Origin of the sequence: Psychrobacter sp. DM4, from assembly GCF_051307035.1 — a bacterium.
GTDB lineage: Bacteria > Pseudomonadota > Gammaproteobacteria > Pseudomonadales > Moraxellaceae > Psychrobacter.
The window spans coordinates 1,238,495-1,264,975 of sequence record NZ_CP195536.1 but is presented as its reverse complement, the minus strand read 5'-3'; the positions used below and the strand labels follow the sequence as shown (position 1 = coordinate 1,264,975).

The 26,481-nt window shown below is 44.2% G+C and carries 18 protein-coding genes and 1 pseudogene; 6 read left to right on the top strand and 13 right to left on the bottom strand.

Annotated elements, in window-relative coordinates; genetic code table 11:
• Nucleotides 1–5: 5 nt before the first annotated feature.
• From ACR64G_RS05460 to lpxB, 4 genes are all read right to left on the bottom strand, one after another.
• Nucleotides 6–1,292: a CAP domain-containing protein gene (locus ACR64G_RS05460; protein ID WP_435980498.1), complete on the bottom strand. Its 1,287-nt coding sequence runs from the start codon at nucleotides 1,290–1,292 to the stop codon at nucleotides 6–8.
• 185 nt (nucleotides 1,293–1,477) lie between these two features.
• Nucleotides 1,478–2,776: a CAP domain-containing protein gene (locus ACR64G_RS05455; RefSeq protein ID WP_435980497.1), complete on the bottom strand. Its 1,299-nt coding sequence runs from the start codon at nucleotides 2,774–2,776 to the stop codon at nucleotides 1,478–1,480.
• Nucleotides 2,777–2,990: 214 nt separating this feature from the next.
• A complete protein-coding gene (locus ACR64G_RS05450; protein WP_435980496.1) occupies nucleotides 2,991–3,863 on the bottom strand; it encodes a ribonuclease HII in 873 nt (290 codons plus the stop codon).
• A gap of 103 nt (nucleotides 3,864–3,966) precedes the next feature.
• On the bottom strand, nucleotides 3,967–5,253 hold the full coding sequence (gene lpxB / locus ACR64G_RS05445; protein WP_435980495.1) for a lipid-A-disaccharide synthase: 1,287 nt from the start codon (nucleotides 5,251–5,253) through the stop codon (nucleotides 3,967–3,969).
• Nucleotides 5,254–5,569: 316 nt separating this feature from the next.
• Between lpxB and ACR64G_RS05440 the strand changes: the two genes are divergently transcribed.
• Nucleotides 5,570–6,649, top strand: coding sequence for a 3-deoxy-7-phosphoheptulonate synthase (locus ACR64G_RS05440; protein ID WP_435980494.1), 1,080 nt, complete (start codon nucleotides 5,570–5,572; stop codon nucleotides 6,647–6,649).
• 240 nt (nucleotides 6,650–6,889) lie between these two features.
• On the opposite strand, the gene pepN is transcribed toward ACR64G_RS05440, so the two are convergent.
• Nucleotides 6,890–9,529: an aminopeptidase N gene (gene pepN / locus ACR64G_RS05435; protein ID WP_435980493.1), complete on the bottom strand. Its 2,640-nt coding sequence runs from the start codon at nucleotides 9,527–9,529 to the stop codon at nucleotides 6,890–6,892.
• Between the two features lie 413 nt (nucleotides 9,530–9,942).
• On the opposite strand from pepN, the gene ACR64G_RS05430 reads away from it, so the two are divergent.
• From ACR64G_RS05430 to ACR64G_RS05420, 3 genes are all read left to right on the top strand, one after another.
• A complete protein-coding gene (locus ACR64G_RS05430) occupies nucleotides 9,943–10,530 on the top strand; it encodes a DUF6231 family protein (protein ID WP_435980492.1) in 588 nt (195 codons plus the stop codon).
• Between the two features lie 136 nt (nucleotides 10,531–10,666).
• The gene (gene pal / locus ACR64G_RS05425) at nucleotides 10,667–11,209 is read left to right on the top strand and encodes a peptidoglycan-associated lipoprotein Pal (RefSeq protein WP_435980491.1); all 543 of its coding nucleotides are present in this window, start codon (nucleotides 10,667–10,669) and stop codon (nucleotides 11,207–11,209) included.
• A gap of 189 nt (nucleotides 11,210–11,398) precedes the next feature.
• On the top strand, nucleotides 11,399–11,992 hold the full coding sequence (locus ACR64G_RS05420) for a 4'-phosphopantetheinyl transferase family protein (RefSeq protein ID WP_435980490.1): 594 nt from the start codon (nucleotides 11,399–11,401) through the stop codon (nucleotides 11,990–11,992).
• Nucleotides 11,993–12,086: 94 nt separating this feature from the next.
• Here the strand turns inward: ACR64G_RS05420 and ACR64G_RS05415 are convergent, their stop codons facing one another.
• Nucleotides 12,087–12,830: a hypothetical protein gene (locus tag ACR64G_RS05415; RefSeq protein WP_435980489.1), complete on the bottom strand. Its 744-nt coding sequence runs from the start codon at nucleotides 12,828–12,830 to the stop codon at nucleotides 12,087–12,089.
• 551 nt (nucleotides 12,831–13,381) lie between these two features.
• On the opposite strand from ACR64G_RS05415, the gene ACR64G_RS05410 reads away from it, so the two are divergent.
• Nucleotides 13,382–14,140, top strand: a complete 759-nt coding sequence (locus tag ACR64G_RS05410) for an IclR family transcriptional regulator (RefSeq protein ID WP_435980488.1) — start codon at nucleotides 13,382–13,384, stop codon at nucleotides 14,138–14,140.
• 95 nt (nucleotides 14,141–14,235) lie between these two features.
• On the opposite strand, the gene mmsB is transcribed toward ACR64G_RS05410, so the two are convergent.
• The 7 genes and pseudogenes from mmsB to ACR64G_RS05375 all read right to left on the bottom strand — a co-directional run bounded on the left by mmsB (nucleotide 14,236) and on the right by ACR64G_RS05375 (nucleotide 25,231).
• Nucleotides 14,236–15,174, bottom strand: a complete 939-nt coding sequence (gene mmsB / locus ACR64G_RS05405; RefSeq protein ID WP_435980487.1) for a 3-hydroxyisobutyrate dehydrogenase — start codon at nucleotides 15,172–15,174, stop codon at nucleotides 14,236–14,238.
• A gap of 50 nt (nucleotides 15,175–15,224) precedes the next feature.
• Entirely contained in the window at nucleotides 15,225–16,481 is a 1,257-nt protein-coding gene (locus tag ACR64G_RS05400) for an enoyl-CoA hydratase/isomerase family protein (protein WP_435980486.1), read from the bottom strand.
• A 177-nt stretch (nucleotides 16,482–16,658) separates the two neighbouring features.
• Nucleotides 16,659–17,819 (bottom strand): acyl-CoA dehydrogenase family protein, encoded by a 1,161-nt coding sequence (locus ACR64G_RS05395; RefSeq protein ID WP_435980485.1) that lies wholly within the window; start codon nucleotides 17,817–17,819, stop codon nucleotides 16,659–16,661.
• Between the two features lie 189 nt (nucleotides 17,820–18,008).
• Nucleotides 18,009–19,493 (bottom strand): annotated as a pseudogene (locus ACR64G_RS05390) (CoA-acylating methylmalonate-semialdehyde dehydrogenase).
• Between the two features lie 250 nt (nucleotides 19,494–19,743).
• A complete protein-coding gene (locus ACR64G_RS05385) occupies nucleotides 19,744–21,792 on the bottom strand; it encodes a propionate--CoA ligase (RefSeq protein ID WP_435980484.1) in 2,049 nt (682 codons plus the stop codon).
• 274 nt (nucleotides 21,793–22,066) lie between these two features.
• The gene (locus ACR64G_RS05380; RefSeq protein ID WP_435980483.1) at nucleotides 22,067–23,737 is read right to left on the bottom strand and encodes a fatty acid--CoA ligase; all 1,671 of its coding nucleotides are present in this window, start codon (nucleotides 23,735–23,737) and stop codon (nucleotides 22,067–22,069) included.
• Between the two features lie 210 nt (nucleotides 23,738–23,947).
• Entirely contained in the window at nucleotides 23,948–25,231 is a 1,284-nt protein-coding gene (locus ACR64G_RS05375; protein ID WP_435980482.1) for an MFS transporter, read from the bottom strand.
• Between the two features lie 306 nt (nucleotides 25,232–25,537).
• On the opposite strand from ACR64G_RS05375, the gene ACR64G_RS05370 reads away from it, so the two are divergent.
• A complete protein-coding gene (locus ACR64G_RS05370) occupies nucleotides 25,538–26,467 on the top strand; it encodes a dienelactone hydrolase family protein (protein WP_435980481.1) in 930 nt (309 codons plus the stop codon).
• Nucleotides 26,468–26,481: the final 14 nt, after the last annotated feature.

Sequence of the window (26,481 nt, the reverse complement as noted above, 5' to 3'; positions counted from 1 at the left end):
ACGTGTTACGAGTAATTAACGGCTCCTGTTCTAAAGCTAAAAGACTGATTCTGCACGCGTCCATTGTTGACTACAATATCAAAACTAACCCGATACTCACTCTTACCATACAGTCCGCAGTTTTTTTGTTTTGTTATCCTAGTCTCGCAGCTGTTTAGATCATCAGTAATAGGCAATATAAAAGCTTCGTTCGATGGTAGGGCAAACTCTGTATTTTTGTACGGGTCGTTTTGATAACTGAGGACTTGCGTGGGCACTGATACATCACGCTCAACGTCATAAACCTCAACATTGATAATTTGAATTCGTTTAGCTTTTGGCATATTAATGTATATAGGCTGACCTATCGGATCAGTGCTTAGGTTGCGACCAGTATGCTTTACAGGATCTGGCGTCTCATTATAAAGTCCCGTCACAGTTTCATTGATGCCTTGGCATGGATACGTAAAAACACCGGAGAATGTCGTTCTAGACGTTTCTCTGGTGGCGGCTGCATTGGTAACTAGCACATACCCTTGGTTGTTGTTTTTATTTTTGTCAAAGGGTTTGTAGCCGACCACTGCTGTGCCTACGACTTTTGATTGTGGCGCCATTAGTGAGCGCAGATGATAAGGTGCTGCCAGCAAGGTTTTTGCCATCGAAAGCGTCGCAACCGTAGGAGATATTAGTCTACCTGCCGAATGATAGTACCTTGTCTGCGCGATGTTCTCTGTGATGCCATAATTGATGTTAGGATAGTCCGCATTTAACATGCGATTTTTAACGTCTAGACCACCAAAATATGGGTTATTGGTGCTCGTTACCGAAGCGATATCATTAATTTTCATCTGATAATGCGGATTAAACCTAGTCGGTGTAGACTTCTCAAAAGCGTATTTAATGTAATTGGCGTGTTGTAGAGCGATTTGCTTGAGCTTCTCATCTGGTAACAAAGTATCTAACCCACAATGACTTCTAGCTAGATTAAACTCGTTATCAGCAATCAAAGCCGCGTTTTCATTGTTATTATAATTGTCCAAACCTCTGTCAATCTCTAAGTCTCTCTCGCTATCTTGATTGTTGTCACTGTCATCAACATCATTATCTGCCACTGCTCTATCATCTACCACATCGACCGCAGTTGTGTACCCAATATCACGATCGATGTTCGATCGAAGTGTATTGACTAGAGCATCAAAATCTTTGATATATGTATCGCTCAAGTACGTTCTATCTACACCATCATAAGCAGGTAACAACAATAGTAAAATAACCAGTAGCCCTGAATATCTGCTTGACGTTTTAGCGGTCATTAATAGCCCTACTCTCTTTAATCAGTTATAACTTATCAGTAAAATTAATTTTAAATACAATACAGCATCGTTCTATAATCTGAGTAGGAAATAAATAAAAAAAGTATAAGGGGGTACCTTATACTTTTTAGTATTCATGAAGTCAGTCGTAACTAGGACAAACCTGCTTTGTCTTTAATTGTATGCTAGTAACTTACATTGCCTGTCTTAAAGATAAATGATTTACTTTGCATATCTTTATTATCGACTAGCACATCAAAGCTTACGCGATACTCACTGTTACCATAGAGACCGCATTGTTGGCTTTGATTCTGCGTGCGCTTAGCCTCACAGCTTTTTAGACTATCTGTAAGCGGCATGATGAACGCCTCGTTTGCCGGCAGCTCAAAGTTGGTTCCTTTGTATGGATCAGCATCAAAATCTATCTGCTTAATTGGTATGCTTAAGTTACGTTTAATATCGAGAAATCTGACGTTACTCACTTTGATGGTTTGAGCCGATGGCATATTGACATAGATAGGCTGACCTATCGGATTATTACGCAAATCTCGAGTAGGTACTCCATTTGGACCTCTAAACGGGTTTGGGCTTTCGTTGTAAAGAGCGGTGACTGTACCAGTCACACCTTGACAAGGATAAGTAAAGACACCTGCAACTGTGTTGTCTTTAGACGCTGAAGTTACCGCAGCATGGTTGACTAGCACATAGCCTTTTGCATTTTGAAACCCTAATTTATCATGAGGTTCGTAGGCGACAAAGCTAGAGCTTGTTTGATTGGCACTTGGCGTCATAAGGGAACGCAAATGATAAGGCGCAGCAAGTAAAGATTTGGTCATCGAAAGCGCTGCAACGTTTGGCGTGACTATATTATTAGCAGAACTATAATATACTGTTTGCGCGATATTCTCAGTAACCCCATTAAAGACGTTCGTATAGCCGGCGTTAGATAAACGCTGGCCAAAAGTAATACCGCCGAAAAAAGGATTGTTATTGCCTGTGACATTAGCAATATCGTTGATCCTCCCTTCTCTGTGAGCATTAAAAACGGTTGGTGTACTATTAGCGAATACGTATTTGATGTAATTGGCATGTTTGATGGCAACTGCGCCAAGCTCTGAATCATCGGACAAACCATTTAAACCGCAATTAGTACGTGCCAACCTTATTTTATCATCAGCGATTTGAGCAGCGGCTACACTGTTGTCTGGTATTACAGGATTTGTGTCTACAGGATCATCACTCTCTTGTTCCTCTTCTGATTCATCAGGTATTTGGGTATCTGAATCTGAATCTGAAACAATAGGTTCAGAGACGATCGGTTCTGAGATGACAGTTTCCGGGACACTAGGCTCTGATGATTCGTTGGTATCAGAGCTAGTGTTTGAATCCCCGCCTCCGTCACCACCGCCGCCACATGCCACCAAGAACAAAGTTGAAAAGATAAGTACGCTCGAACGCTTTGCTATTAGTTTTGAAACCATCATCAATCCTTTGATTGTTTAGTAGTACTAGAATGTTGCTCAAACTCTAGTTACAAACTATAAACGTAAGATACACAGTTTTCAATAGTAAAGAGACATTATTTGCTTAATTTTTTATATCCAAAATATGTTATATTTCAGTCACTTATTTACTGTTACTTAGGCTATTTTATTTTTCGAGAGGCATACTACCAAACTGAAAACGCTCTAAATATATTCAATCCTCAAGGATATCGTATGCCTTTTTTATGGGTGAAAAACTACGTCTATGTTCAGGTAAAATACCATGTACCGCTATAACTTTTATATGAGCTTGCGTAGGATAACCCTTGTGCTTAGCTATAGCGTAATGGGGATAGAGACTATCCATCTCATACATTGTCTTGTCGCGACTAACTTTAGCTAATATGCTTGCTGCAGCAATACTTGTATGACGAGCATCTCCTTTTATCCAAGGCTGACAATCGATTATAGACTGCGATACTCCTAGTTCATCGAGCATCGAGTAGTCGAGATCTGGACAGCGATTGCCATCGAATAGTAGCTCTACTTGCAGGTCAACGTACTCACTATGATCATCTTTTAGTACTTTTATTGAATGTTTTGCTATCGCCTTTAACAGAGCTTCGCTACACAAACGCATACCTAACATAGTTGCCTGTAAGATATTAATCTGATCTATCACGCCAGCAGGTATCTCAGCGACCACGAACCCTAACGCATACTGCTGTACGAGCGGATAAAGAATATCGCGTTTCTTCTCACTGAGCTTTTTGGAATCGGTAAGTATAGAGAGCGGCGTATCTTTTAATAGCTGTTGCTCAATGAGACCTGACCCTATACTTGGCAGTATCACAGCGGCGACAGTAACGCAGCCTAATAGTGGGCCTCGCCCCGCCTCGTCCACCCCTATTTGTAGTGATGGCTGGACAGGTTCCGCATTTTTATTTGTCTTGATATCATCTGCCAGCTTAGTAGTATCCAGCTGTCCCTCTAGTGTAATGGACGCATTTAAGCGGACACAGTGACCTTTGATATTTATACTTTCGATAATATTGTCGAGTACGATGATACTCTCTGAGTGAGTCATATTTTGATAGCTTGTTTTGGTGACCTAGACTGATAGCTTACTTTTTGATGATTTAAGACCGTAGTAATTCAATAGATATTTATAGCTTGATGAAACGTAGACACTAGCGATAGTTGCTTTGCGCAAAACCCTGTTGAATGACACTATCAGCAGGATTGTGATTACTCTGCTGCTGTAGAATGCGTTTGGTTTCAACCAGAGCACTTAATTGTTCATCGTAAGCGCGCGGCTGCAACAATTGCATCACAGTGCGACAAATATTGTCGCCCGTCGCTTGCTCTTGAATAAGCTCAGGAATAATAGCATCGCCTGCCAAAATATTGGGCAGCGCAACATAAGGCACTTTTACCAAACGCTTGGCAATTCGGTAAGTGAGCTGATTTAACTGGTAGATGACGACCATTGGTCGCTCAAGTAGCATCGCCTCCAAGGTAGCAGTGCCTGAAGCGAGCATGACCATGTCGGAGGCAGCCATTGCCTGCTGACTAAACGTAGGTAAGCTGTCATCATAGACAACGACAATCGCAGCCCGTAGCGATTCTGAGCGTTTATCAATGACGTCTTGTACGATGTACTGATGGTTTTGATCAACAGTTGGAATGATAAAACACAACTTCGGATCAAGTAATATCAGTTTTTGTATACCATCGAGCATCAAGGGCAAGATCGCAGTAATCTCACCGCGGCGGGATCCTGGCATCACGCAGATAAGCTGACTGACCGCATCGAAACGTTCGATGAAAAACTGTTGCAGGCCATCATTGTGCCAGACCAGCTCGCTGCGCAGCTGCGTCATCGGTGTCTCTATCAGCACCTGATCTATCGTGCGCAGTAGCGGGTGTCCAACGCATATGGCAGGATGATTGTGACGCTCGTATACAGGTAACTCAAATGGGAATAGACAGAGCACCAAATGAGTCGCAGCCTTGATACCATGAATGCGAGACTCCCGCCACGCCCATATCGAAGGGCTAACATATTGTACGCAAAACACGCCTTTGGGTTTAAGCTTTTTGGCGACGCGCAAATTAAAATCGGGCGCATCTATGCCAACGAACCAATCAATATTCGCGCGATCAAAGGCGGTTAGTAACTCGCGCCGTGCTTTGAACAGATCAGGCAATTGCGACATCACCTCAATCAAGCCCATAACTGCTAAGCGTGATAGAGGAAATAAGCTTTGCAGGCCTTGTGCTTGCATCTGAATGCCACCAACGCCAACCCAGATAATATCATCACGCAAATTATTCATCTGTGCCATAAAATCAGCACCTAAACTATCGCCTGACACTTCCCCTGCGACTATTCCTATGACCAAGGGCTTAGTTTTTGGCTCATAACTCCCTAGTCGTGTATCGCTAAGTTTAGAAGGGATTGCAGAGTCTGGCATGGCGGGCTCTCAATAGTTGTCAGGCATAAAATACAGCATTAACGAGATTTAACATCTAAGGCGTCATCATACGCGACCGCCATATAAATAGCCAAACCGTCTATCTGTATGGCGTGTTGCGACCAATTTGAACCACTTTAAGCAGCCTTATAGGTTGGTATAATAGACGATACCAAGACCTGTTATCAAACAAGTATAACAAAACATTGGTTTTATCATTCCAGTTATCAGTCAATTAACTGCGTCTCTACCCTTGTCAACGACTACTTTTGACCTCATAATGATTATTCCTATAAATAAGCTAGACGACATAATCATGACAACAGCTACCCATAATGCAGACATTGACGACGTGAATATTGAACAATTCATCCCCCTAGTGACGCCAGCTGAATTAAAAGCTGAGCTACCGCTCTCAGAGCCTGCTTACCAAACGGTCTTAAAAGGACGCCATACGATTCAAGATATCTTGGATGGTAAAGATAAGCGCTTGTTTATCGTCATCGGTCCCTGCTCTATCCATGACTTAAAAGCCGCTCACGAGTATGCCGATCGCTTAGCAAAACTAGCGAAAGAGCTAGAAGATACGATCTTTATCGTTATGCGGGTGTATTTTGAAAAACCGCGTACCACGGTCGGCTGGAAGGGCATGATCAACGATCCTGACATGAACGATAGCTTTGATATCGAAAAGGGTCTGCGTACCGCACGTAAACTACTCATTGATCTTAACGAAAAAGGCCTGCCCTGTGCCACTGAAGCCCTAGACCCGAATACGCCGCAGTACATGCAAGATCTGATCAGCTGGTCGGCGATTGGTGCTCGTACCACTGAGAGCCAAACCCATCGTGAGATGAGTTCTGGTTTGTCTTGCCCAGTCGGCTTCAAAAACGGTACGGATGGTGGTATGACCGTCGCCGTTAACGCGATGCAAGCGGTAAAGGCAGGTCATAGCTTCTTAGGTCTATCCTCAGACGGTCAGGTCTCTATCATCAAGTCCAAAGGCAATCCTTACGCGCATGTAGTACTGCGCGGCGGTAACGGTAAGCCGAACTACGATGAGACAGCAGTTGCAGCAGCTGAGAACGAGTTAGAGCAAGGCAAAACCAGCACCAAGATTATGATCGACTCAAGCCATGCCAACTCAGGTAAAGACCCCTACTTGCAACCGATGGTTATCAATAATGTCGCTGAACAGATCGAAAACGGTAACAAATCCATTATTGGTATGATGGTCGAAAGTCACCTCAAAGGCGGCAATCAAAAGCTTACAGAAGATCTAAGCAAGCTTGAATACGGCGTCTCCATTACTGATGGTTGTCTCGATTGGGATAGCACTGTAGCCGCGCTTCATAATTTACGTAACATGGTAAAAGACATTTTGCCTAACCGTTAATCATTAAATATCTAAATCCATAAAAAGCCCATCTATTCGTAGGTGGGCTTTTTATGGATCAATTGACTAAACCGATAGGTATTTGCTTAACATTAAAAAAAGGTGAGCCAAATTCTGGTGATTCAGATAGAAAGCCTGCGCCCAAGCCACATATTTAGAGTTCAAAATAGTTATCATGTTAACGTTAAAAGGCTAAACTGATATGTCAGTTTAGCCTTTTATTTAACTTGTTAAAGCAAATTAACTCCCTTTTGCTCTCAATACACTCTCCAAACTTTCAAGTACATGCTTGGAGGTGGCTTTTTTCTGTAAATCGAGCAGTTTATCGTGCGCCATCGCGCGTTGCGGCTCTACTAAGGTATACCAGCGAGCCAGCACTTGTAGCATACGCGATGCGACGACTGGATTAGACGCGTCTAACCTTTTAATCACATCGATATAGATATCTAACCCTTTCGAGGTCCACAGAACAGCAGGCTGTGCGGTGAACGCACCTATCACGGAACGTATACGATTCGGCGTATTCCAATCAAAGTCCTCATGAGCAAGCAGCATCTCAATAGTGTCTGTGGTCACATAGTTGCTTGAGGCTTGTACACTAAACCATAAGTCAATAACCAAGTCATCTGTATCAAAGCGCTGATAAAAGTCAGCTAGGTATGCATCGCGACTCTCTAGCTTGTGATTGACAATAGCTCTGAGCGCGCCAAAACGCTCAGTCATGCAGCTCGCATTATCATACTGCTGCTCGGCCCACTGATCAGCGCCTGCAATATTAGCAGTTAGTGCCATATCAAGTACGATATTACGCAATGCCCGCTTGCCAAGCGCCTCTGGCGTATCCGTATAGGCTTGTAATGGCAACTGCTCATAGATAGCTGACCATTGGTCTTTTAGCGCGTGTGCCACTTGTTTATATAGGTTCTCGCGCCCTTGTTTGATCACTTCTGGGTCGTAATCTCTATGCGTAGCTGATGCCAGCTCTTGCGGTGATGGAATATCAAGCAGACGCGCTGCAAGCATAGCATCGCTCAAGGCAAGCTTAGGCAAAGTTGCCACTAGTGCTTGCAGATAGATATCAGGGCTACTCTTATCGCCACCGCTCGGCAACAGTATACGATTGACCAGCATTTGCGTCACCTGCCAGCGGTTAAAACCGTTGGTCTCATGCGTGAGCAAAAATGCTAAGTCCTCATCTTGATAATCGTAGTTTAGTTGTACAGGTGCGCTAAAATCACGTAGCAAAGACACTACAGGCGCCTTTGCGACATTCTCAAAGACAAAGGTTTGCGTCGCTTGCTCCAGTAATAGCATACGCTCGTTGATAATTTTGCCTGAGTCTCTATCAAATATTGCGGTTGCGACAGGAATAGGCAACGGCTTTGGTGCATCAAACCCTGCGACGTGGCGCGTCTGTTGACTCAAAGTAATGGTCAAGGTTTGAGTCTCATCTTCGTAATTTTGATAACCAGATAGTACGGGCGTGCCCGGCTGACGGTACCAATCAATAAAGCCCTCAACTTTGCTATCAGTGATACTCATTGCAGATAAAAAATCCTCTACGGTCACCGCCTGACCATCGTAACGACGAAAATACTCATCTGTACCTTTACGAAAATTCTCGGCACCTAGCATATTAGCAATCATACGCACGATTTCTGCGCCTTTTTCATAAATAGTTGTGGTATAAAAATTATTAATCTCAACGAAACTTTCAGGGCGTACAGGATGCGCCAGTGGTCCTGCGTCCTCCGCGAACTGATGCGCGCGTAGTGTCGCGACATCATCGATCCGCTGTACGGCACTTGATTGCTGATCTGCTGAGAACGACTGATCCCGATAAACAGTAAAGCCCTCTTTTAGGCACAACTGAAACCAATCACGGCACGTAATACGGTTGCCTGTCCAATTGTGAAAATACTCATGAGCGATAACGGCTTTTACATTGAAGCTGCGTGCATCCGTCGTCGTTTCAGGACTAGACAGTACGCAAGCGGTGTTAAAGATATTCAAACCTTTATTCTCCATCGCACCCATGTTGAACTGGCTAACCGCAACGATCATATAGCGATCGAGATCGTAAGCACGACCATAGTTGACCTCATCCCATAGCATTGAATCCTTTAGTGCTTGCATGCCGACGTGACATTTATCAATATCATCAGATTTTGCATATAACTCAAGAGTGACGTCTCGACCTTCACTGGTTGTAAAATGATCGGTTAGTACGTCTAAGTTTGCAATAACACAAGCGAACAGATAGCTTGGCTTATTGGTCGGATCTTCCCAAATTGCATAGTGACGATTGGCATCGCCTGCAACTTCACCTTGTTCAATCAAATTCCCATTGGCAAGTAGCGTCGGATAGCGCTTGTCTGCCTCTAAGCGAGTAGTAAAGACAGCTAGGACATCAGGTCGATCAGGGTAAAAGGTAATCTTGCGAAAACCTTCAGGCTCACACTGAGTCACAAACATCGTCTCACTACCAGAGCCTGCGATATACAGACCCTCAAGCGCCGTATTCGTTTGCGGATGTATACGAGCCTTTATGTACAAACTTAGCTTGTCTGGCGCATCAGCGATGGTCAGCTTGCCATCTTCGATACGATAGCGCTCAGTTGCTAGCAACTCTCCGTCAAGCTGGATGTTAAGCAGCTCAACATCCTCCCCATACAATACCAAGTCGCCTTCGGTTTGACGATGCATGACCAGCGTACTCTCGACAGTAGCGTGATCCTCAAATACTTCGATATTCAAGTCAACGGTCTCTACATCGAAACTTGGCAATTTGTAGTCTTTTAGGTGGATTTTGCTTGGCTCATGTAAGGGTACATCAGCCATATCAGGGTTGATAAGGGTTGCGGTATCAGCAGCAGACATGGTTATTCCTATTATTGATTATGGGATAAAAAATTTGCGCCTAAATGCAGCGCTTTATACTATTATTTATTTCTTAGATACTATAGTTAGTTCAATATAAAAAAAGATATAGCGGAGCTAGGATGGATTTTTCGCAGCATCGAGCAGCTTGGGCACAGCAAGCCCAAAAATTTATACCAGTTTCGCATTATTTAATAATGCATCCATTTTATTTAGTATCGACTATATTAGCTACATTGATTTGATCGGCTGTATTTCAAGTAGACTATCAAAAACTAATATTAAATAGCTTACATCAAGAGAATTAACTTAGACGTTGTGTATAGTACTAAGTAGCATTAATGATTGGATAATGCGCTTTAAAATGATTTAATGACAGCACTGATATTCATTTAAACGAACGGCTCACCTCTATGACTAAGCGCACAACTCAGCACTCAAACATCAGCCTGCCGTTACTAGTTGACTATGTTAAGGCGTTGCTGCCGACATTGACCTCAAAAGTGACGCAAGCATCCTCTCAGTCTGGTAATAGTTTAGAACTACTATGGGTAGCAAAAGATAAAGTAACCCTTTCATCGTTACAAACACAGCTTGATAGCACCAATAACGGTAAGACAAAACTGACAACTTTACCTATCCTCGATCAGCAGCAAACGCTTGAGCGTTATGAGTTGGTGTGTTTTTGGCTGCCAACATTACCTGAGGAGTTAATACAATATTATATTCCATTATTAATGCGATATCGTGATCTATACGCCGCTCATCTGCTCATCGCCATCGATAGCGCTATAGATTTGCGCGCCTATGGATTTACGCCTTTTAATATCGTTAATCAAATGCCAGCCGTAAGCAAAAGCGCATCTTCTGCTGAGTCTTCAGCACTAGATCAATCCATTACTTTATGGCAATTTAATCTTTATGATTATAAAGTACTGCCCAATTGGCTCAACAGTAAGTACTGGGCTAATCCTGAGAATTGGAATAGAGGTCGCTGGTAATATCATAAGCAAAATAAGATTTACAGTAATGATACTTACATAAATTAACATTAGTTATATGATGAGTAGCAATTATCTCAATGATATATTGAGTGGCTTTAAAATAAGAATTCAATTTACCTTTTAGGAGATTTATATGTCAACGAACACTAACTCTGTCAAGCACGGCCGCTTTGTAAAGGTTGCAGCGCTTGCTGTACTGTCAGGTACGATTGCTATTACTTCAGGTTGCGCCACCAAACGTGCGACCTCAGAAGTTGTTGTAGCTCCACTCGGAGTACCTAGTGGTCAGGTAGGCTATTCAGGTGCTGTCCTCGTCGATAACCCAGGTATGGTGGTAAACGCAGCTGATAACCTACAAGCTGTGGTCTATTTTGATTTTGATAGTAGTAATATTACCGCTCAAGCAGCAAGCGTTCTTAATCAGCATGTGAGTCTACTAAGCTCAAATCCAGCAGCGGGTGTTCTGATCGCAGGTCATACAGATGAGCGCGGCAGCCGTGAGTATAACATTGCTCTAGGTGAGCGCCGTGCGGGGGCCGCTCGTGACTATCTTGCTAATCAAGGCGTCGCTGTCAACAATATTCAAGTTATCAGCTATGGTGAAGAGCGCCCTGTTGCAACAGGTACGACTCAAGCGGCCTACGCTCAAAACCGTCGCGCTGAACTGTCTTACTAATTAAAAGGTTAATCCTTTAACTTTTAGCTATTTAATTTGATTAGACCCAGTACCCTTAGCGTCGCTGGGTTTTTTGCTGATTAAAAGCATGTTATTCTCAATATATCCTCATTCTATATTCGATCAACTATGTCGCCCGACTCGCTATCCCACTTGTGTTTTACTCAGCTTGACGCTAGTACATGGTGCATGAGCGCGCAAATCATACCTGACCATTACGATAGACAAGACAGCCACGAGTGTAATAACCATCAACTCCATAAGCTTCCGTTCAATCATGAACGTCAACAGCAACGTAAAGGCGTACGAGATCTACTACAGTGTTTACTTTATAAACTTAATATTAGAGATGATCTAGATGAGACTCAGTTCCCATATCGGCTAACGATCCATCGCTACTATGTCTGTTTTAGCCACTCTGTTAATAAAGTCGCTGTCGTTATGAGCACTCATAGACCAGTAGGCATCGATATAGAGATACAAAGTGTGAAGTGGCCTATCGTACAGCGCTACTATCATGTAGATGAGTTAGCTATCTTGACTCAGCTCGATAGCATAGAGCGCGATTATGTCAGTCGATTACTGTGGCAAATTAAAGAATGCTTTATAAAAGTGCATGATTATACGCTTGGGCAAGGTATGGGTGTTAATTACGCTCACTTAATAGATGAGCTATCCATAAACATTGATGGCAACAACTCTAAGCCAATGGCGATAAAGGACATGCAAAGCACTTATCAAATCATGCTATTGCCTGAGCAGCAGATAGTTATTACTCTATAAGTAAAAAACGACCTAAGAGATATAAATTTAGGCACATAAAAAAAGACGCCCCAAAGGACGTCTTTTTATCGTATCAGTTATTTATTAGCTGATATTAGAAGCGGTAAGTAGCACCCAACTTCACGATAGGTAACCACTCTAAGTAATCTTCATTTTCTAGTTCTTGGTTCGCGGCATCAGCAGCGCCTTGCAAATCAGGACCAGTAGCAGTTACTTTAGCGTTTACGTCACCTAGATACGCTGCACCAACTTCACCAAATACACCAAAGTTGTTACTGATGTTTGGACGGAAACCAACGGTTAAGTAAGGAGCCAACTCGTTACGATGTTTGATGCTACCACGTAACTCGCCAACACCAGTATAGGTTTCATCGTTGATTTCGAATGTACCATTGTCACCATCTGATCTGATGTCGATTTCGTTGTCTGGAACGATTACGCCAGCACCCATTGTGAACCAGTTACCAGCAGGACGTAATTGAACACCTAGGTACGGGTTGCTGAAGTCTGAATCAACATCATACTCAACGTCTTCTACGTCAAAATCGCCACCGAATAGGTCAGCAACATCGCCACCTGCCCAACCGGCTTGTAATTCTACTTTTTCGTTAACACTAAAACCAACATTAGCACCATAACCTAAAGAACCAACTTCAGCGCTGACTGAAGCAGGATTGGTTAAAGTATTGAAGATAGTTTTAGTTGTACCGACAAAGGCACCGGTAGTGTTACGAATGATGCCAGCATCGCTGCTGTACTGATATGCTGGCTCAGCGGCCATAGCAGCAGTTGATGCCATGACAGCAACAGTGACCAAAGATAATTTGATGAATTTCATAACTCTCTCCTAAGTGTGGGATTGTTTGCCCATAAAAATGATCGATTGGATGGTTTAAATAATCATTTTTTTGTTGGGCAGATTAAAACAATTTTAGCTTCAAAAGTCACCCCTATAGAGATGCCTTTTGTTTAGCATTATGTAAAGATTGGGTGTATATTGTAATTAAGGGCATACTTACAATCTAAAACACTTGCTTTTTACTGCCTAGTACTTTTGAAACTCACTAAAAATGAATTTAAAAGTATTTCAAGATGTTTCTGTATAATGGACTATATATATTATACTAACAGTAATTATTCTAGTACTTATTACTACAGTTTGTTTCGGTTTGTGAGTTGATGTATCCGTCGACTCCGGTTTACAACCACCATCTTATGGTTTACGTCTCTAAACTTGCCGGTAACTCTAGTATGCTGCTATAACTGGTGATTGGATAAAATACCTATTATAATTATTAGGTTCAAAATAAACGCCCTACTGATGTCGTCTGACTATCAGAATTAAACTTCGTTGACACTAGAAACATCAATTCATACTGAGCTTTATATATGCCTAAAGTATCCTCTATTACTCGTGTATTAGAAATCATCGAAGCGGTGTCCTACTCTCCAAAGCCCGTCTCTCCGCTTGAGCTCTCTCAAGCACTCGACATCCCAAAGCCAACGATACATCGCTTGATTCAAAATCTAGTTGATGAAGGGTTCATTTCAGTAGACATCGGTGGCGGTATTATCCCTGGCAAGCGCGTACGCAATTTAAGTGTAGAGCTATGGCAGCACAGGCAGTTCTTTAATGAGCGTCAAATGATCCTGCAAAAACTAGTCGACCAGATAAAAGAGACCTGCGGTATCGGGGTTCCTTATCATACAGATATGATCTATACCAACCGAGTAGCGACCAAATTGCCATTGCAGATATACTTGCCCATAGGTTTAAAATCACCTATGTGGTGCACCGCAACGGGTAAGTTATATCTTAGTCAGTTGAGTTTGGACAGTCGGCATAAGATACTAGAGAGCCTGGCGCTGGACAAATTTACTAAAAATACGATTGTTGATATCGATGCTTTAAATGATGAGCTCGATCATATTGCTCAGACAGGGGTAGGTATCGACAACGAAGAGTTTATCTCCGAGATGGTAGCGGTATCCGTAGCCATACTAGATAAAAAATCACGTTATCTAGGTTCACTCTATATTCATGCACCAACGATACGAGTCTCATTAGAAGAGTTACTCACTCATGTGCCGCGTTTGCGCGAAGCTGCAAAAGACATTCAAACCTTGGTCTATGAATTGCAAAGTTAAACAGTATCTACAACGTAAAATGCCATTGATGCTATCAAAAGTAGCACCAACGGCTTTTTACGTTAAACTTAACAGATTGGTAGGGATCTATACCATTAAGAGGATAACACCGACTTATCATGACGCGCCATAATACTAGAAAAATCCTTGTCCCCATGCTCTATGCTATGCTCATTGTATAATTCAGTAGCTTTGGCACCCATCGGTGTCTCAGCATCTACTGCCTGAGCGGTTTGCATCGCAAGGTTTAGATCTTTTTGCATAAGCTCGGTCATAAATCCGCCTTTGTAGCCGTTGCTAGAAGGTACGCTCTCTATCACTTGCGGATAAGGATTGTAGACCTCAAGCGTCCAGTTGCGTCCTGAGCTTTGTAGCATAATCTCGGACAGTACTTTGGCATCCAGGCCGTTTTTGACGCCTAAGTTGATCGCTTCAGCCGTCCCTGACATCAAGATACCAAGTAGCATATTATTACATATCTTTGCCACTTGTCCTGCGCCGTGATCGCCTGCATGAAAGATGTTTTTGCCCATCACATCAAGGATAGGTTTTGCCTTGGCAAAGCCGTCAGCCTCGCCGCCAACAATAAAGGTAAGACTACCTGCGATAGCGCCGCCCGTACCCCCTGAAACAGGGGCATCTAAAAAATCGATACCCAATTTACTGGCCTCTGTTGCCACTTTACGGGCATCGCTTGCGGCAATCGTACTGCTATCGATAACCAGTGTGCCCTTTGGCAATGATGACAGCAAACCCTCTGACCCATCGCAATCTAAGTAGACCGCATGAACATGCTTACCAGCAGGCAACATGGTAATGACTACCTGAGCTTCGCGTGCCGCATCCTTGGAACTAGCTGCAACTCGTGCGCCAGCACTTTGTAGACGTTTGAGCGCTGCATCTGACAAGTCATATACCGAGAGCTTATACCCTGCTTTTATCAAATTCTCCGCCATTGGCGCGCCCATATTACCTAGCCCAATAAAGGCAATATTGGGTTTATTTTGGCTATCGTTATTTTTGCTTGGACTCATGTCATCACTCCTTGATGATTAATGATTGACTACGTATCAGGGCATAAAACTTAGCGAACGTATTGCGCGCCTAAGGCGTCAGCGCCTAGCCATTCCTTTAGGGGGTGCTTGCCTGCGCTATAAGGATTGTCAAAATGCTGTTCAATATAATCACGACCCTCAGGGGATAAGCACTCAAAAAGAGATCGTGACCATTTAGGGTCTTTGTCTTTATCAATCAGTAAAGCGCGTACGCCTTCTCTAAAGTCAGGATTAGCTGCGCAGTGTACGGCAGTATTGAGCTCAAGATAGAGTACTTGCTCAAGTGATAGATTCGTCGCTTTGTAATACAGCGTATAAGTCAGAGCTGCACTAACTGGACAGCCGTGTCGATAAGTAGCAAGCGCGCGCTGTGTCCATTTATCAGTAGCAAAATCAGCGTTGATATCAGCAAGTGCCTCATCATCATGCAACAGATGATCGATATCACTGAGACCGCCACTGTTCATAATTTGAGAAATAGACTGCCAATATAGTGCCAGCTTACTCTCAGGTAACTTGGCCACTGGATGCGCCGCTAGTGCTTGACTTGCCACCGTATCTAGGCTGCTTTGATTGAGTGTGGTTGCCGCGTTCCAGTCTACTTGCGTCAAACAGTCGATCACTTTACCGTAATCCTCACCTGCAACTGCATACTCAGCGAGGCTCGTGAATAACGCATCACTGCCGTTACACAGTGCGCCTGTCAGCCCTAAGAACAGCCCAGTCTTGGCGGGCATACGTCGCAAAAACCAGCTACCCGAGGCATCAGGGAATAAGCCAATAGTAATCTCAGGCATGGCAAAGCGCGTACGTTCGGTGACGATACGATGACTACAAGCCGCCATTAGACCCATGCCGCCGCCCATGATGATACCATCACCCCAAAGAATCAGCGGCTTGGGATAAAAATGCATCTGCCGATACAGACGATACTCATGACCAAAGAATTCTGTGGCATACGGATTCGGTAGTGGCGCATTCGCCGACATACTGTCATAGAGCTTACGGATGTCACCACCTGCGCAAAAAGCCTTGTCGCCTGCTCCCTTTAGTACAATAGCCACAATTTTCGAGTTGGTTTGCCACGCTTCGAGCTGCGCGGATAGCAGTTGGCACATCTCAACACTCAGCGCATTAAGTGACTTTGGCGCATTTAAGGTCATAATACCTAGAAGGTGACCACAGTCTGTCGACTCGGTATCGAATAGTACTGGTGCTTCTGCGTCTTTAACATCTGCGGTTTTAGGTTTGGCTGTTTTGGTGTTTGGGTATTTTATGACTGTCATAGAAGTGACCTATAAGTAAAATATAGCGTTTATTTATTCTGCCAGTTGTTATGCGCTTCTCTAAAAATGACTGCATACCCTCGCGCTGATCTTGGGTATCAAACAGTTTGACGAAGGCTTCGCGCTTTTTGATTTAATATTTTTATTTTCATATCCTCTACTAGTAGCTCATATCATTTAGCGTAACTTATTGAGCGCATCGTCTTGGAGTAATTGGCGCGAGATTATGACGCGCATGATCTCATTAGTCCCTTCTAGTATCTGATGCACGCGTAAATCCCTTACGTGCCGTTCTAAAGGATACTCATTGAGATAGCCGTAACCACCATGAAGTTGTAAGGCTTCATTCGCCACATCAAAGCATAAATCAGTAGATAAACGTTTGGCCATCGCGCAGTACACTGAGGCTTGCGGATCAAAGTTATCGACTTTATTTGCCGCTAGATAGAGCATCTGCCGCGCGGTAATAGTTTGAGTCAGCATATCAGCAAGTTTAAACTGCACCGACTGTAAGTTTGCAATTTGACTACCAAATTGACTGCGTTCTTGGACATAATTGGTGGCGGTCTCAAGCGCTGATTGGGCGGTTCCCACCGCACAGATACCAATATTGATACGACCACCGTCGAGCCCTTTCATCGCGATACTAAAGCCTTGACCTTCATCCCCTATCAGATTGGATACAGGTACTTTGACGTCCTTGAAGCTGATAGCGCGCGTTGGCTGAGCTTTCCAGCCCATTTTATGCTCGTTCTTGCCATACTCAATGCCATCGCTATGGGCGTCAACGACGAATGCGGAGACGCCTTTGGGTCCTGCGCCACCTGTGCGCGCCATGACGACCAATATGTCAGTTGATCCTGCGCCAGAGATAAAGGTTTTTTCGCCATTTAGTACGTAATAATCGCCCAGCTTTTCTGCTTTGGTGCGCAGTGAGGCCGCATCAGAGCCAGCATTTGGCTCGGTCAAGCAGTAGCTACCCAACCACTCACCGCTGACCATCTTGGGTAAAAATTGCTGACACAGATCGTGACTACCATATTCGCCAATCATCCACGACGCCATATTGTGGATACTCATATAAGCGGCGACAGACGTATCCCCCCATGATAGTTCCTCAAATATCATTGCAGAGTCTAAACGTGATAGCCCTAGACCGTCATAGTCTGGATTGGTATAGAGACCCAAAAACCCAAGCTCACCTGTTTTTTTGATCACATCAATAGGAAAGTGTGAAGTACGATCCCACTCAGCCGCGTTCGGTCTTAACTCTTTTTGCGCAAACTGCTTGGCCGTTTGACGAAAAGCCATCTGATCATCAGTCAATAAAAAATCCATTAGGTCATCCTTGTGCTTACGTTATAAATATAGGGGCTTGACGTTAATTCGATATAAAATAAATGAGTAAATCTTATTCAGTACACTAGCTCAAAGTAGACCGTAAGCTAGTATACCAAGCACGATTAGCGCTGTAACTTCAAAATCTATGAACTTTGCATCCTTGATATGTTACTTACTTTTCAAGTATTACATAGAAATAGTAGTGTTGACACTACGACTGGCTTCATCATCGAACCAGCGTGCGGTAACTGTCTTGGTTTGGGTGTAGAACTGTACCGCTTGCTTGCCATAAGGGCCCAAGTCGCCAAGCTTACTACCGCGAGATCCTGAGAACGAAAACATCGGTAGCGGCACAGGAATAGGTAAATTAATACCGATCTGACCGACCATAACGTCTTGTTGGAACTTGTGTGCGGCCGCGCCAGATTGGGTAAAAATTGCAGTACCATTGCCATGTGGATTGGCGTTAAGCAGCTCTATCGCCTCATCCAAACTATTGGCACGCATGATACAGAGCACCGGACCAAATATTTCTTGCTGATAGATTTGCATGTCGGTGGTGACATGATCAAAAATCGTCGGCCCTACAAAGTTGCCTTTCTCATAGCCCTCTACACTAATACCGCGACCATCAAGTAATAAGCTTGCGCCCTCTTCTACTCCAGTGCCGATCAGCTGCTCAACGCGGGCTTTTGCCGTAGGCGATATGAGCGGCCCTAAGTCTTTATCATGTTTACCTGCTGATACCACAAGGCCTTTTGCTTTGGCTTTGATATCGTCGATCCACTCGCCTGCTGCGCCAACAAGTACCACAACTGATAATGCCATACAGCGCTGACCCGCTGCACCAAAGGCCGCCCCTGCCAATTGGTTAAGGGTTTGCTCTTTATTAGCATCTGGTAAGATAACACCATGGTTTTTGGCACCCATCATACACTGTGCGCGTTTGCCTGATTGGCTTGCGCGCTCATAGACATGCTTGCCTACGTTGGTTGATCCTACAAAGGAAACCGCTTGGATATCAGGGTGATCACAGATCGCATCGACAGTGGCTTTACCGCCATGAACGACGTTCAATACCCCTTTGGGTACACCTGCTTCTATTGCCAGCTCTACAAGACGCATTGTCACCATCGGGTCTTGCTCAGAGGGCTTTAGGATAAAGGTATTGCCTGTAGCAATCGCCATCGGGAACATCCACAGTGGAATCATCGCTGGGAAGTTAAACGGCGTGATGCCAGCACACACACCAAGCGGCTGCTAGATGCTATACGTGTCGACGCCTGTAGCGACATTTTCAACGAAATCACCGATTTGTAGATTGGCAATACCCGCAGCGTGCTCGACGACCTCTAGACCGCGAAATACATCGCCGCGCGCATCAGCAAGGGTTTTGCCTTGTTCAGCGGTCAGTATCTCTGCCAGCTCATCCATGTGAGCGCGAATAAGCTCTTGATACTTCAAAAAGATACGAGCGCGAGTAGTGATTGGGGTTTTACGCCACGTTTGGAAGGCAGTTTGTGCGGCAGCCACTGCTTCATTGATCTCATCAGCAGTTGACTGAGGGACTTTGGCAATGACTTCTTGGGTCGCAGGATCTGTGATGTCGATCCACTCGTTAGTATTTGATTGAGTAAATTCACCGTTGATGAGCTGCTGAACGTGATGCATAAGATATCCTTATCTTTATTAAGTGCTTAAATAAGCGTTTAAAATAGTATTAGTATATGGAATGAGAATGTTTAAGTACAAAACTGTAATTAAAATGATTTATTACGTATCGTTATTGACTATAACAATAAATCAATTTTAGGGTCAAGCGCTTTATTATAGATTTATAGCCTGATACGTTCATGTTAAAAAAAGGCTCACGACAATGCATGAGCCTCTTTAATAAAACTTATCATTATAGAGAATTATATTAGTAGTCTTTCATGGATTGCTTGACCGCATCGATCGCCAGCGGATTATCAAGCGTTGACATATCACCTGTAGGCTTGTTCTCAGCTAGCGCTCGAATAGCACGGCGCAATATCTTACCTGAACGCGTCTTAGGTAGCGCTTGCGGGAAATACACGACGGCAGGTCTTGCTATACCACCAAGTGATTTTACCACAGCGCCGATCACTTGCTGTTCCAAACGAAAGCGGTGCTCGGTTGATTCGGTAAGTCCCTGATCTTTTATCACACAAAACGCAATAGGCAACTCGCCCTTTAGCTCGTCATGAATACCGACGACCGCACACTCTATCATCTCAGGATGAGTACTGATTGCCTCTTCAATCTCTTGGGTGCCAATGCGATGACCTGCGACATTAATGACGTCATCAGTACGACCTAGAATATAAAAGTAGCCGTCCTCATCTGCTACGGCGTAATCTGAGGTCGAGTATTCTTTACCGTTGAATAGATTAAAGTAGCTACTTACAAAACGGTTATCATTTTGCCAGACCGTAGTCAAACAACCTGGTGGCAACGGCGCACTAATAGCGAGTAAACCCTTTTCTCCTGCGGCGCAATGCTCTCCTGTTTCTTCGTTGAGGATGTGGGCTTTGTAGCCGTACATCGGATAGCCTGGTGAGCCTTGCTTATGCGGTTTGTGGTCGAATTTAGGCGTATGACTGAGAATGGGCCAGCCAGATTCCGTCTGCCAATAATGATCCAAAATGGGTACGCCTAGATGCTTGGTCAGCCACTCGGCCGTTGACTCATCAAGTGGTTCACCAGCCAAAAAGAACGACTTGATACTTGAGACATCATAGCGCGTCATCCACGTCTCATCTTGTTTTTTGAGCATACGTACGCCTGTAGGCGCGGTAAATAGAATATTGACTTTATTGGCCTCAACGATACGCCACCAGATACCAGGATTGGGACGATGCGGCAGACCCTCATACATCACACTCGTCATACCTGCTAGTAGTGGTGCATATATAGTATAAGAATGACCAACTGCCCAACCGATATCCGATATTGCCCAAAAAGTCTCGCCCGCCTTGCCATCATAAATGTAGTCCATTGAAGTCGTCAGCGCTACCGCATGTCCTCCTGTGTCGCGTTGTACCCCTTTGGGTGTACCTGTGGTGCCAGAAGTATAGAGCAAGTATGACGGCTCATTAGACTCAAGCCAAACGGGATCGACGATAGCATTGGCCGCGCAGCTGATACGGCGCTCGGTTGCATAATCAATATCTAGGGACTGCGCTTCGAACGGCAGTATACCTCGGTTCACCACCAGCACCTGTTCAGGCTTATGGGTTGCCTGCTCAACTCCTTTATTAACCAAGCTCTTGTAATTGATCACCTTGCTGCCGCGTAGACCTGCATCGACAGTGATAAGCATTTTTGCTTCGGCATCGTCCATACGTATCGCTAGGTTATGCGCAGCAAAACCGCCAAATACCACAGAGTGTATCGCCCCAACCCGAGCACAGGCTAGCATTGCATAGGCAGCTTCAAGTATCATGGGCATATAGATGATAACCCGGTCGCCTTTGCCAACACCGTGGCGCTGCAAGACATCAGCGAAATAATTGACCTCTTTATATAGGTCGTTATAGGTCAAACGGCGTTTTGTGTAGTCGGTATAAAACTCAACGTTGTTGCCCAAGTCGCTAAAGGCTTGCTCTACCCCTACATAAGTCTCCATCAGTTCTTGGTTAATCTCTGATGAAAGCCAAACAAAAGCATCTTGCTCAGCCCGACCATTTAGATGACGGTCAACGCAGTTGTAGCATAGATTGGTCTCACCGCCGACGAACCACTTGGCAAAAGGTAGATTGCTATCGTCAAGAATTTGCTCAGGCTCTTTGTGCCAATATATACGTTTTGCCTGCTTAGCCCAAAACTGATCAGGATTATTAATAGAGGATTTATAGATATCAGCAAAGTTCTGTGACTCAATGTCCGTAATACTATCGGTGCTTTGGAAGTCTTGCTGTGAGGTCAGCTGGTTGTCTTGCTCATTCATAATGCTATCCTTAGCTTCGAGAAAGAAATGGTGCGGTTTTCATTTGAATCTGTTTATCGTTTATCGTTTATACAACAATAGCACAACGTTATTGAACTAAATTGAGCTAAGACGCTGACGATTCTTATCGGTTATGCCTTGTTATTGGTATTACGTCAATTGTAAAAATAGAAAAACCGATACATAACGTATCGGTTTAAAATGTAGCAGAGCTGTCGATAAAAATCAACTCTCAAACCTATAACACTCCAAAACTCATAAAGCTTTTAGAGCATCAAATCTCTGTTTGATCGGCGTACATCTCACGCATCAGCTTCTTGTCATGTTTACCAACTGAGGTTTTAGGCAAGTCGTCAACGAATTTAAACTCGCTAGGGATACCGTACTTTGGAATAATACCGCGCTCGACTGCTTGTTCAGCGACCGCTTTGATATCATCGCTACTGGTCTCTTTGGCATCAGGTTTAAGTACAATCAAAGCCATAGGACGCTCGCCCCACTGCTTATCCCTTACCCCGATGACTGAGACATCGGCAACGGAAGGATGTAGAGATAAAATCGTTTCAATCTCAAGCGAGGATATCCATTCGCCACCTGATTTGATTACATCTTTTAGGCGATCAGTTATATTAATATAGCCATCAGGACGCATGTAGGCGATGTCTTGAGTGTGCATGTAGCCGTTTTCCCACAGCTCAGTACCCGCGTCATCATTTTTGAAGTAGCTTTGGGTCAGCCAAGGCGCACGTAATACCAGCTCACCTGTTTTATCTTTACCCGTACCGACTGATTGATTTTTCTCACTCCATATCTGAGCATCCACCATAAGTACAGGCTTACCTGCCATACAACGGCGCGCGATGTCTTCTTCCTCACTCATCTCAGGCTCATCAAGACTAAACTCGGTCAAGCTAATGAGCGGTGCGGTCTCTGACATACCGTACCCTGTGTAGACTTCGATATCTTGTGCTAGAGCAGCTTTTGCTAAGCCTTCGGTTAACTTTGAGCCACCGATAATCATTTTTAGACCCCCAAAGCTAGCGTTACGTTCTTGGGCCTCACCCAGCACCATTTGCAAAATAGTCGGGACGCAGTGAGTAATACTGACTTTTTCGTTAATAATTAAATCTAACAAAGTATCGGGGGCATAACGACCTGGATATACTTGCTTGAGTCCGACCATCGTTGCGGTAAACGGAAATCCCCAAGCATGTACATGGAACATTGGCGTCATTGGCATGTAGACATCGCCATAACTCACGCCTTGCTTATTTGGGAGCATACCGAGCGTTGCAGCTTCTGCCATGCTATGGAGTACCAGCTGACGATGACTAAAGAAGACGCCTTTGGGATCGCCCGTAGTGCCTGAGGTATAAAAGGTGGTTGCAATGGTGTTTTCGTCAAATTCTGGGAAATCAAACTCATCGTCCACAGCTTTGAGCAACGACTCGTATTCGCCTGTGACACGGCTTTGATTATCACCAAACACGCCTTCGACAGTTATACCATTATCATCAAGCCATATAATATGCTCAATGCTTGAGTTTTCAAACTGGTAGTCTTTAATCAAGGGCGCAAACTCAGAATTGACCATCAAAACCTTTGGTTTGGCATGATTGATGGTATACAGCACTTTTTCAGGAGACAAGCGCACATTGACGGTTTGCAAGATGTACTCTGACATCGGTATCGCAAAGTAGGACTCTAAGTAGCGATGGCTATCCCAATCCATGACGGCAACGACGTCGCCGGCGTCAAGGTTTAGATCTGCCAATACATTTGCCAATCGATTGATACGTGCAAACAGATCAGAGTAAGTCATACGTATCTTGTCAGCATAAATGATCTCTTGATCCTGTGAGACCGTCTTAGCACGATTTAGAAGCTGTTTGATGATGAGTGGATAATTATAAGCCAAAGGGGCACTATTATAATGATTTGACATAGGTTTGACGTCCTCGTTGTGTTTATAAAAATATAAGTGATTTAAAGCCAAAATGGTTCAATAATTGAGCGTTACGTATTTGAAAAATGAGTATTTAGTCATATAAGCCCAATAACTACTCTAGGCTAACTCAGTACTATAAACTCAATTGATGGTATGAAAAAACTCGTTTTATGTAAAGTCAGCTTACGTAAGCATGCTTTATCAGCATCACGTAGGCACAGGCATCTTCGTTTTAACCATACCAAACACCGAAACAAGCAAACCCAGCAGCTGCACGAACAGTAATAGCATAACTGTGGTCTGCCATTGTCCACTAGCGTAAGCCAATCCGCACAGCCACGCGCCCATTGTCCCGCCAGCATAATAGCTCATGTAATATAGTCCTGAGGCAAGCGAGCGCCCCTGTTTTACATTGACTGCGATATAGCTAATGGTTGCTGACTGAGTAATAAAGACACCTGTCGACATCACTGTCAGTCCCAAAACAATGCCCCATAACGGAGATAACAAAGTCAGTAATACCCCAAACATCGAGGCGATAACCGCTACTCGAACCGTGCGGGCAGCTCCGAATCGACGCAGTATAGAGATTGATAACGGCGTCACTATAACGCCAATTAGATACACCGTGAATATATTAGCCAATTGCCCGCTATTGAGGACATACGGCGTGTTCGCCAAATGTAGATTGATAAAGGTAAAGCATCCTACTAAAGAGAACAAAACACAAAAGCCAAGCAAAGAAGCGGTGACCACATAGCGGTCTATTAGATGCCCGGCCAAGGTCTGCATAGCAGAACGAAAATTAGTATTAGCTATGAATTGACGTGAGGCTGGTAGCGCTTTGCCTACCCATAATGCACCGATGAGGGTCACGACTGCCATCGCATAATAAGCGGCACGCCAGCCAATGAACTCCTCTAAATGGCCTAATATAAATCGGCCCATAAAACCACCAAGTACAGAGCCTGAGACATAAAAAGACATCAGCTCGGCCATGGCGCGACCTTCAAACTCTTCACCAATGTAAGCAATGATCACAACGGTAATACCGGGCACGGACAGCCCTTGCATAAACCGCCACGCGCCCATCCATTCAATATTAGGACTTTGGGCAATAAGTGCCGTCGGTATTACCAAAAATATCAGCGCACCAACGATAAGTGACTTGCGCCCAATCGCATCGGACAGCATACCCAAAAAAGGCGACATGATCGCAATCGCCAGAACGGTAGCGCCAACGACCATGCCAAGTTGAACCTCACCGGCTCCAAACTCAATCATGAGAACGGGCAAAATGGCTTGGATAGAATACACTTGCAAAAACGCAAATACCCCGATCAGACCAATCGTGAGCTTCAATACTAGTGAAGGTGAGTCGGTTTGCGGGATATTAGCTTGAGCGGGCTGGACAGAGACGGGAGCGTCCTCTTGTACCTGACTATCTTGTACCTGATTATCATCTTGGGTTTGATTCACGCGAGTACTCATATTTTTATCAGAGGTATCTTGCCACAAATAGCTGGCAAGGAATAGAAAAGATAATATTGTCGCGCAGTGCAGATTACGCGCCAGGGCTGTGTGGCCAAGCGCGCTATGGTAGCACAGTCGTAGGTACGCTCATGCTAGTAGCGCGTATAAAAGACGTAAGCATTTAGGCGCTGATGGGAGATGTCTGCTATTATTTTGTCCATTATCAGTAGCGACTTACTTTAGTAACTATTTACCTTACTTTAGTAACCATTTACCTTTAAGACAGTACCGCCCTTTTTACCCTTGCCATAAAGAATTCTAACTATGAAAAATCCTATTGGAACGCTCAAAGCTGTAGGCGTAGCTGCTACATTAGTATGTGTTATGAGCGCTTGTAATCATAGCCCAACTGCCGCTCAGCTCAACTCTGAACCTATGCCTCTCTTAACGACAGACCCTGCATTGTCCGGCTGCATTGCCGATAGTGAGATCAGTGCAGATAATCTCGCAAAAACTCACGATAATGGTCCTTTTACAGTCATGACCAAACGCATACCGCGTAAATTAGCACAAGGTTTTGGTGGTGGTACGATTCATTATCCAACCAATGCCAATGGCTGTGGATCTTTGGCGGCTATTGCCGTTGTGCCCGGTTATGTGTCCTATGAGTCCTCAATCAAGTGGTGGGGACCGCGTCTGGCCGCCTGGGGTTTTGTCGTCATTACTATTAATACCAACTCAATCTATGACGAACCCGATAGCCGAGCAGAGCAATTGAGCGCAGCGCTTGATCACATCATCGATGACGATACGGTGGGATCGATGATCGACGCCGATCGATTAGGCGTTATAGGCTGGTCAATGGGTGGCGGCGGCGCGCTCAGACTGGCAACCGAGCGTCATGCTATTCGTGCTATTATCCCCGCAACCCCTTATTACGATAAAGACTACGGTGCAATCGATACCCCGACCTTTATTATTGCCTGCGAAAACGATCGCATTGCCTCTAATGAGAAATATACCAATATCTTTTATAAAAACACTACTGGTCCTAAGATGAAGATTGAGATCAATAACGGCAGTCACTTTTGTACCAGCTATCGCTTCAACGAGAAACTACTGAGTAAGCCTAGCATTGCTTGGATGCAACGATATCTAAATGATGATACGCGTTTCGATCGGTTTTTATGTCGCAACGAGGACTACAGTCAAGATTCTCGTATATCTGCTTATGACTATGCAAAGTGCTCATAAACGATTTTAACTGG